Raw genomic sequence first — 9,224 nt, forward strand, 5'->3', positions numbered from 1 at the left:
GCACCATCAGGTCCATGGCGCCGTTGGCCTTGGCGAAGGCCAGGAATTCGGCCCGGGTGGCGTTCGCGGCCTCGGTGATGAGGATCAGCTTTTCGCCCTTGCGGGCATCCGGCACGCTGGCAACCGCCGACAGCGACCCTTTCCACAATTCGCCGGCCAGCGCCTCGACAGCGGCCAGCGAGATCATCTCGCCGCCGATCTTGGCGAAGCGCTTGGCGCGGCCGCGGATGGTGATGAAGCCGGCCTCGTCGACGGTGACGACGTCGCCGGTGTCATGCCAGCCGTCTGCCAGCGGCTCGAGCACGCCCGGCTTCTCGGCCCGCAGATAGCCCGACATGACATTGGGGCCGCGCACGTAGAGCCGCCCGCCGTCATCGACGCCGGGCACCGGATCCAGCCGATACTCCATGCCGGGCATGATTTTGCCGACGCTGCCGGACCGGTTGTACATCGGCGTGTTGATCGAGATCACCGGAGCCGCCTCGGTCACGCCGTAGCCTTCGAGGATACGCAGGCCGAACTTCTCCATATAGGTCATGCGCGTCGCCGCCTTGACCGGCTCGGCGCCGGCAAAGCAGTAGCGCACCGAGCGGAAGTCGTAAGGATGCGCCGTGCGCGCATAGCCGGAGAGGAACGTGTCGGTGCCGAAGATGATCGTCGCATTCGACGCGTAGACCAGTTCCGGCACGATGCGGTAGTGCAGCGGCGAGGGGTAGAAATAGACCGGCACGCCCGAGATCAGCGGCAGCACCGTGCCCGCCGTCATGCCGAAGGAATGGAAGATCGGCAGCACGTTGAACACCTTGTCGCCCGAGTGGAAATCGATCCGCGAGGCAGCCTGGGCTGCGTTGGCCAGGATGTTGCGGTGGGTGAGCACCACGCCCTTCGGCGTGCCTTCCGAACCCGAGGTGAACAGGATCACCGCGGCGTCGTCGGGCTTGCGGGCGACGCGCGGCGTGGTCTTGCGCAGCAAGCCGAGCAGCTTGTCCTTGAGGCCGATGCCGGCCCGCAGCTCGTCGAGCCAGACGATCTCCACCGAGCGGCCGATTTCCTCGACCACGGCGCCGAGCTTTGCCTGTTCGACAAACGCGCGCGAGGTCAGCACGGTTTTCACCTCGGCGGCCTTGCAGGCGGAGAGGATGTTCGCCGCACCGGCGGTGAAGTTGATCATCGCCGGCACCTTGCCGGCCGACATGACGCCGAGCAGCGTCGCGCATGCGCCGTTGGCGTTTGGCAGCATGATGCCGATCGTCTGCTGGCCGGCATAGAGGTGCTCGAACTTCTCGCCGAGCACGGCGGCGGCCGTCAGCAGCTTGCCATAGCTCAGCGAGCCGGTGACCGGGTCCTGCACGGCGAGCTCTTTCATGCCGCGCTCGTTCGCCGTCAGGATGATCTTCTCCAGCACGGTCCTGTCGATGTCCTCGGTGCGGAAGACGAGATCCGACATCACCTGATAGAGGGCGGCGCCCGCCGCGGTGCGGCGCTGGCGGCCCTTGAGCTCCTGCGGAACGTCGAGCTTCACCGGCTCCAGGATGGTCACCTTGACCTTCGGGAACAGCCGGCGGCGCACGTGCTGCGACGTCAGCCGCGAGAAGTAGCTCTTCTCCAGCCCGTCGATGCGCACCGGCACGACCATCGAGCCGGTCTTGTCGGCGACCATGGCGGCGCCGTCATAGACCTTCATCAGGCCTCCGGTGACGGTGATGCGGCCTTCCGGGAAGATGACCAGCGGATCGCCGCCCTGCACGATCTTGATCAGCGTGCGGGTCGACATCGGCTTCGCCGGATTGAGCGGCAGGGCGCGGGCGAGCTTCAGGAACGGCTTCATCCACCAGGCCTGCGCGATGGTGTGGTCGATGGCGAAGACCGGCTCCTCGTCGGTCAGCGTCAGGGCCAGCGGACCGTCGAGGAAGCTGACATGGTTGAGCGCCAGGATCGGCGCCGGGCCGGCGGCCTTGAGGTTGTCCAGCCCCTCGACCTCCAGATGATGGAAGGCGCGGAACAGGATGGAGACGAAATCGCGGAAAGGATTCGTCGGCAGGTATTTCAGCATCAGCCAGGCGGCGACGGCATTGACCGCGGCAAGGCCGGCCAGCACGCCGGCGATCGAGACGCCGGCGCCCTGGATGACGGCGACGAGGCCGCCGCCAATGGTCATGAAACCGGCGCTGACGACATTCACCGCGGCGACGACACGGGCGCGGCGGTCCTCCGGCGCCCAGGCCTGCACGGCCGCGAAGGTCGGCACGACCAGGAAGGCGCCGGCGATCGCCAGGCCGGCGAGATCGATGGCGACCCGAATGGTGTTCTGGCCGGCGAAGAAGGCGCTGAGCGTTTGCGCCTGGGCGGAGGCCTGAAGGCCCCACACGCTCCAGGCGAGGTCCAGCCCGAACACGGCCATCAGCGCCGTGCCGACCGGTGCCGGCAGCAGCACCATGCGGCCCTGCGACATCCATGCCGCGATGGCCGAGCCGACGGCAACGGCGACCGCGAAGACGGCCAGATAGGCGGTCACCGCGATCTCGGTGCCGCCGAGCGAATTCTTGACCAGAGGGGGCAGGATGGAAAGGACGATGGCCCCGACCAGCCAGAACCACGACGCCATCAGCGCCGCCCGCCAGATGCGCTGGTTGGTGCGCAACTCGCTGACCAGGCGCCAGGTGGAGCGCAGGATGTTCTTGTCGATCGCGAGATCGGGTGCGGCCGAACCGGTGGCCGGGATGTAGCGGCTGACGAGCCAGCAGCCGACGGCAAGCGCCATCATGATTGGGCCGAACACCGCAACGCCGATGCCGTCGGCCGAGACGATGCCGCCGGCGATGGTGCCGCCGAGGATGGCGGCGAAGGTGGCCGACTCGATCCAGGCGTTGGCGCGCGGCAGGTCCTTGCGTTCGAGGTGATCGGGCAGGATGCCGTACTTGATCGGGCCGAACAGCGCCGAGATGACGCCGAACAGGAACAGCGCCGTCAGCAGAACCGGAATGGAGGAGAGCGCGATGCCGATGACCGCGAGCAGTGCGGCGCCGCTCTCGACAAACTTCAGCCTGCGCGCCACGAAAGCCTTGTCGAAGCGGTCGGCGATCTCGCCGCCAAGTGCGGACAAGAGCAGGAAAGGAGCCATGAAGATGGCGCCGGCCAAGGTCACCAGTGACGCCGCCTGGTCGGCGGCAAGGGTGAAGAGGATGAGGAACACCAGCGTGTTCTTCAGGAAATTGTCGTTGAAGGCGGACAGGAACTGCGTCCAGAAGAGAGGCGCGAAGCGCCGCGACATCATCAGATGGGTGTTCATGGCAAGTTCCAATGGGCAAGGCCATCGAGCAATCCGAGATGGATCGGTCAGCGGTTGCTTGCGCGGTTTGAGCCTCGTTTTAAGCGAGAAGCCGGTTAAACTTCGTTACTGCGGTTGACATCCATCATCAGCTTTTCGGCCTTGGCGCCTTGCAGCCTGTTGATGAACCGGCCCGTTTCCTCGGCGTCACGCAGCGTCTTGGTGATGGCGATGGACGTCTTCCAGGCACTCGAATGGTTGGAAACATAGCTGTTGGTGGCCATCGATATGATCCTTTCGTTTCAGGGTTAAGCCGGGTCGGCGCAGCCCGGTTTCAGGGCCGGATACAATCAGCCGGCTTCGTCATCCTCTTCGCCGCTCCTTTTCCATGAACGATGTTCACAGGCGCAACATAGCACACTGTGAACGGCGTTCAAGAGAAAAGTGAACACCGTTCAAAGTTTCAAATGAAGGCGAGAAAAGGGGGGCTTCGCCTGGTTCGGCGATCGCAGCCGCGAGTATGGCGACTTCAGCCTCGCTGATGCGGGATGTCACGCCTCGCCGGTCAGCCGTGCCGCAATCAGGCGCGCCGCCTTGACCGCCGCAGCACCCTGTTTGGCAGCGACCGCATCGTCGACGCGGGATATGGGGGACGCCACCGCCAGCGCGCCGATCGGTTGGCGGTCGGCGCCGAGGATCGCGGCGCCGATGCTGTGCACGCCTTCCTCATAGCCCTGCGAGCTGCGCGAATAGCCGCTTGCGGCGGCAAAAGCGATGGCTTTGGCCAGCGTGTCCGGTCCTGTCACCGTATGCGCGGTGAAGGCCTGCAAGGGCTTCTCCAGATAGGCGCTGACCACTTGCAGCCGCGAAGCAGCGAGGAAGGCGATGCCGGAGGCCGTGCCGTGGAGTGGCAGGATCTGGCCGACGTCGACATTGACGCGGTTGGCCTTCGCCGACAGTTCGACATGCACGGTGTGCAGCACGCCGGCGCTGAACTCCGACAGATGCACGGTCTCTCCGGTTTCGAGCGACAGCTCCCGCGCCACCGGCGCCGCCACGCGCACGAAAGGGAAATGCGCGTCGCGGATGCGGGCCAGCCGCGACAGGCCGGCGCCCAGCCGGTAGCGGCGGCTTTGCGGCTCCTGCTCGATCAGCCGATGGTTGGCGAGCGCCATCAGCAAGCGCCGGGCTGTCGCCTTGTCGAGGCCGGCCTTGCGGGCGAGGTCGGACAGCCCGATCTCCGGCTCGTCGAGCGTGAACAGCTCCAGCAGCGAGACCGCCTTGCCCACCGTGCTCAAGATGCATTCTCCAAGATAGTTCGCATGTGAATTAACTTGACAGCAGCCGAGGTAGCCTGCAGTTTGTCTATAACATGCAAAACGATGGTTCAAATAGTGAACCGACAAGAAAATCATCTGTGCCCAACTAACGGCACACAAGGGAGGCTTCGCCCCGTGACGGCTGCCAAAAACGCTTTGCATTCAAAGACAACCGGCGACCTGCTCGACCGCGAGCAGCAGCGCTTCCTCGAAACCCACCCGCGCTCGGCGGCGGCGTGGGAAGAGGGCAAGAGGCACTTCCTCTATGGCGGTCCCTCGCACTGGATGCGACGCTGGGCCGGCGGTTTCCCGGTCTATGCCGCTTCGGCCAGCGGCGCCCATATCCGTGACATTGACGGTCACGACTATGTCGACTTCGCCCTTGGCGACACCGGCGGCATGTGTGGCCACGCGCCGGAGGCGGTCACCCGCGCCGCGCTTCGCCAGTTGCAGAACGGCACCACGATGATGCTGCCGACCGAGGACAGCCTCTGGGTCGGCGCAGAGCTGGCGCGCCGCTTCGGCCTGCCGTACTGGACGCTCACCACCTCGGCCACCGACGCCAATCGCGGCGCCATCCGCATCGCCCGCATGATCACCGGCCGCGACAAGGTGCTGGTCTTCTCCGGCTGCTATCACGGCGGCGTTGAGGAGGCGCATGTCGAGATCCGCGACGGTCGCGTCGGTATGCGCAACATGATCCATCCCAATGGCGTCGACCATTCCGCCGTCTCCAGGGTGGTCGAGTTCAACGACATCGCGGCGCTGGAGGAGGCGCTCTCGGCCGGCGACGTCGCCTGCGTGCTGACCGAGCCGCTGATGACCAATTTCGGCATGATCCCGGTCGCCGACGGTTTTCACGCCGCTCTTCGCGAGATCACGCGCCGCACCGGCACGGTGCTGATCATCGACGAGACCCACACCATCTCCAGCGGGCCGGGCGGCTGCTCCGCGCAGCATGGTCTGGAGCCGGACATGCTGGTCGCCGGCAAGGCGATCGCCGGCGGCATCCCGGCCGGCGTCTTCGGTGTCTCGCGGGAGATCGCCGAGCGGCTGTGGGCGATCGTGCCGATGGTCAATCCGCGTGTGCGTCAGTCGGCGCATCTCGGCATCGGTGGCACGCTGGCCGGCAACGCGCTGACCGTCGCCACCATGCGCGCGGTGCTGGAGGAGGTGCTGACGCCGGCCAATTTCGAAAAGATGATCGCCAACGCTTCGCGGCTGGCCGAGGCGGCGCGGGGCATCATCAGCGCCAACAAATTGCCCTGGCATGTGACGCAGATCGGCGCTCGCGCCGAGATCATGTTCATGCCCGCGCCGCCGCGCAACGGCGCCGACGTCATTGCCGGCCGGCGCGGCGATCTCGAGACGCTGCTGCATGCCTTCTACATGAACGAAGGCATATTGGTGACGCCGTTCCACACCATGTTCCTGATGTGCCCGGCGACCTCGCCGTCCGACGTCGACCGCCACACGCATGTCTTTACCCGCTTCGTCGATCTGGTTCGCAGCGCGGGCGTCGTCTAAGCGATGGCAAATCCATTCGACCTCAAGGGCCGGGTGGCGCTGGTGACCGGCGGCGGGCGCGGTATCGGTGCCGCGATCGTCACGCGCTTCGCCGAGGCTGGCGCTTCGGTGGTCATCGCCAACCGCACGCTCGACGTTGCCGAAACCCTCGCGGCCGATCTCTCGGCGCGGGGCCTCTCGGTCCGCGCCGTTACGCTTGCCGGACTCGACCGCGCCGCCTTGCACGGGCTCGTCGGCGACGTCATCCGCGAAGCCGGCCGCCTCGACATCGTCGTCCACAATGCCGGCGGCTGCCCCTGGGCCTCGATCGAGGACCTCGACGAGGACAAGCTCGAAGAGGCATTGGCGCTCAATCTCAAACCCTGCTTCTGGCTGGCGCAGGCGGCGGCGCCGGCAATGCGCGCCAACGGTTTCGGCCGCATCCTCGTCACCTCCTCGGTGTCGGCGCGCGTGGCCATGGCCGGCGGCGCGCACTATTCGGCGGCCAAGGCCGGCGTCAACGCCTTCATCCGGGGCGCCGCCTTCGAGTTCGCGCGCGACGGCATCACCATCAACGGCGTCGAGCCGGGCTTCATCGCCAAGGGCAGAGGCACGATGAGCGCGCCGGAGGTGGCGGACAGGCTCGGCCGGTTCATCCCCGCCGGCCGTCTCGGCGAGGCAGACGACATCGCCTATGCCATGCTCTACCTCGCCTCCGAGCAGGCGAAGTACTTGACCGGCCAGACCATCGTCGTCGACGGCGGCTCGACCTTGCCGGAGACCGGCTATGCCGTCGAGCGGCATTGGGGGCTGGCATGAGCCGGCGCCTCGAAGGCCGCAAGGCGCTGATCACCGGTGCGGCCACCGGCATGGGCCGCGCCACCGCCGAGCTGTTCGGCCGGCACGGCGCCGAAGTCATCGCCTTCGGCCATGGCGACGACGTGCTGGACGAGGCCGCGAGGGCAAGCGGCGGCATCGCCGTGCGCGGCGACATCACGGTTCCTGGTGACATCGCCCTCGCCATCGACGCCTGCGAGGGTCGCCTCGACATCGTCGTCAACGCCGCCGGCGTGATGATCCTCGACGAGCCGGAGACGCTGAGCGACGCGATCTGGGCCAAGAGTTTTGCCGTCAACGTCACCGGCTCGATGATGGTCTGCCGCGCGGCGCTGCCGCTGCTGAAGCAGCGCGGCGGCGCGATCGTCAACATCGCTTCGGTAGGCGCGTTCAACGCCAGCGGCCAGAACGCCGCCTATTCGGCAAGCAAGGCGGCGCTGGTCTCCTATACGCGCTCGCTCGCCTTCGCGCACGGCCCCGACGGCATCCGCGCCAATGCCGTGGCGCCCGGCTGGGTTCGCACGCCGATGAGCGTGTACGAGATGGAAGTGGCGGCGGCGGCGAACGGCTCGACGCCGGAAGAGGAGTTCGCGGCGCTGACCGGCCGCATCGCGCTGCGCCGCGTCGCCGAGCCCGAAGAGATCGCCTCCTGCTGCCTGTTCCTCGCCTCCGACGAAGCGTCCTTCGTCACCGGCGCGGTGCTGGTCGCCGACGGCGGCGGCCGCGCGCCGACGCAGAACAGGGCGGTGTGACGTGATCTGAAATTTCCCGTTCACCACGTTGGTCGCGGGTAAAACTTTGCGGCAGTTGGAGCTACACCAGCGCGCCGCAAACGGCTATCTATCGTCGCGGTATCATGCTTCGGGGTCATGAGAGGCGCGGGCTTGCAACTGGACCTGAAAACCATTGAAGCGCTTGCCCCTGACCAGGCCTCGCTCAGCGCCGCCTCCAAGCTGACCAAGCGCTCGAACTGGCCGCGCCTGGAGATGAATGAGCATCTGGGGCTCATTTGGGGGGAATGCCAGGGCTCGGGATCGAATCCCTATCGTGTCGCGTTCGACACCGGCGACCATGGCTACAAATGCACCTGTCCATCGCGAAAATTCCCGTGCAAGCACATATTGGGGCTGATGTGGATCGGCGCCACCGCGCCGGCCAGCTTCGATCGCGTCGATCAGACGCCGGAATGGGTGAATGACTGGCTCGGACGCCGCCGCAAGACCGGGCAGCAGCCGACGCAACCAGCAGCCGGCTCGGAAGGCAAAAGCATCGACGAGGCATCGCGACCGGACGAGAGCGCTCCGGTCGAGGATGCCGCGGCCGCCGAACGCCGCGAGGCGGCACAGCGCAAGCGGGCAGAGGATACGCGAAGCGCGGTCTCGGCGGCGTTGGACGAGCTCGATCAATGGATTGCCGACCAGCTCCGGCTCGGCCTTGCCGGGTTCGTCGATGCCTGCAGCGAGCGCTGCCGCCGCATTGCAGCCCGGCTTGTCGACCTCAAGGCGACCGCGCTTGCCGGCCGCATCGACGAGTTGCCGGCGCGGCTGATGGCGCTGCGCGGCGAGGAGAAGCCGGATGCCGCGATCCGCGAGCTGGGCAAGCTGGTGCTGCTCGCCAAGGCTTGGCGCGCCACGCCCGATGATCCCGAGCTTAGACGACTTGTGTCGACATCTGAGACGCGCGAGCAGGTCCTCGCCAACCCCGATGCCGTCCAGGTCGAGAGTGACTGGGAGGTGCTGGGAGAAAAGATCGAGACCCGACGCGACGGCCTCGTCAGCCACGCGACCTGGCTGCTCGATCTGAAGAGCCCGGCGCCGCGCTTTGCCGTCCTGCTTGACTTCTTCCCGGCCTCCGCCGGGCGGCGCTCCGGCGCCTTCGCGCCGGGTAATCGCTTCAAGGCCAGGCTGGTATTCTATCCATCGCGCACTCCGCTGCGGGCGCTGGTCGCGGAGCGGCTCGGCGATGCGGCGCCCGGTGCATGGCCAGCCTTCGCCTCGGACGCCGGCGATCCGCTTGCCGCCTATGCCGCCGTCCAGGACGGTGCGCCTTGGCTCTCCGACTGCCCCGTCATCCTGCCGGCCGGCGCGATCGCGCTGGACGAGAAGGACGGCGCCTGGTGGCAGGCGGCGAGCGATCCGCACGGCATTGCCCTGCCTGTCGAGGGCTCGGTCAACCAGCCCTTGCTCGGCATCGAGCTTGCAGCGACTGCTGCGCTCTGGAACGGCGCCAGGCTGGAGCTGCTGGCGTCGCAGAGCAATATGGGGAGGCTCGATCTGTCGTGAACGAGCCCGAGC

The 9,224-nt window shown here is 66.9% G+C and carries 7 protein-coding genes; 4 read left to right on the forward strand and 3 right to left on the reverse strand.

Annotated features, from left to right (window positions below):
• The 3 genes from EN780_RS20170 to EN780_RS20175 form a co-directional block, all read right to left on the reverse strand.
• Positions 1-3,289 (reverse strand): acyl-[ACP]--phospholipid O-acyltransferase (locus EN780_RS20170; protein ID WP_128275104.1); only part of this gene is annotated, 3,289 nt, incomplete at its 3' end.
• Positions 3,290-3,384: 95 nt separating this feature from the next.
• Positions 3,385-3,552: a hypothetical protein gene (locus EN780_RS38860; RefSeq protein ID WP_189556623.1), complete on the reverse strand. Its 168-nt coding sequence runs from the start codon at positions 3,550-3,552 to the stop codon at positions 3,385-3,387.
• 267 nt (positions 3,553-3,819) lie between these two features.
• The gene (locus tag EN780_RS20175; RefSeq protein WP_245500037.1) at positions 3,820-4,557 is read right to left on the reverse strand and encodes an IclR family transcriptional regulator; all 738 of its coding nucleotides are present in this window, start codon (positions 4,555-4,557) and stop codon (positions 3,820-3,822) included.
• 165 nt (positions 4,558-4,722) lie between these two features.
• Between EN780_RS20175 and EN780_RS20180 the strand changes: the two genes are divergently transcribed.
• The 4 genes from EN780_RS20180 (at position 4,723) to EN780_RS20195 (ending at position 9,212) form a co-directional block, all read left to right on the forward strand.
• Complete coding sequence (locus EN780_RS20180) at positions 4,723-6,114, forward strand: transaminase (RefSeq protein WP_245500035.1); 1,392 nt, start codon at positions 4,723-4,725, stop codon at positions 6,112-6,114.
• A 3-nt stretch (positions 6,115-6,117) separates the two neighbouring features.
• Positions 6,118-6,912 carry an SDR family oxidoreductase gene (locus tag EN780_RS20185; protein WP_127287028.1) on the forward strand — a complete coding sequence of 265 codons (795 nt, stop codon included), beginning with the start codon at positions 6,118-6,120 and terminating at the stop codon, positions 6,910-6,912.
• The gene (locus tag EN780_RS20190; protein ID WP_128275106.1) at positions 6,909-7,682 is read left to right on the forward strand and encodes an SDR family oxidoreductase; all 774 of its coding nucleotides are present in this window, start codon (positions 6,909-6,911) and stop codon (positions 7,680-7,682) included. Before EN780_RS20185 ends, EN780_RS20190 begins: the two co-directional genes overlap by 4 nt.
• Before the next feature lie 132 nt (positions 7,683-7,814).
• Complete coding sequence (locus tag EN780_RS20195) at positions 7,815-9,212, forward strand: SWIM zinc finger family protein (protein WP_127284677.1); 1,398 nt, start codon at positions 7,815-7,817, stop codon at positions 9,210-9,212.
• Positions 9,213-9,224 lie beyond the last annotated feature (12 nt).

The sequence above is a fragment of the Mesorhizobium sp. M4B.F.Ca.ET.089.01.1.1 genome, assembly GCF_004022605.1.
GTDB lineage: Bacteria > Pseudomonadota > Alphaproteobacteria > Rhizobiales > Rhizobiaceae > Mesorhizobium > Mesorhizobium abyssinicae.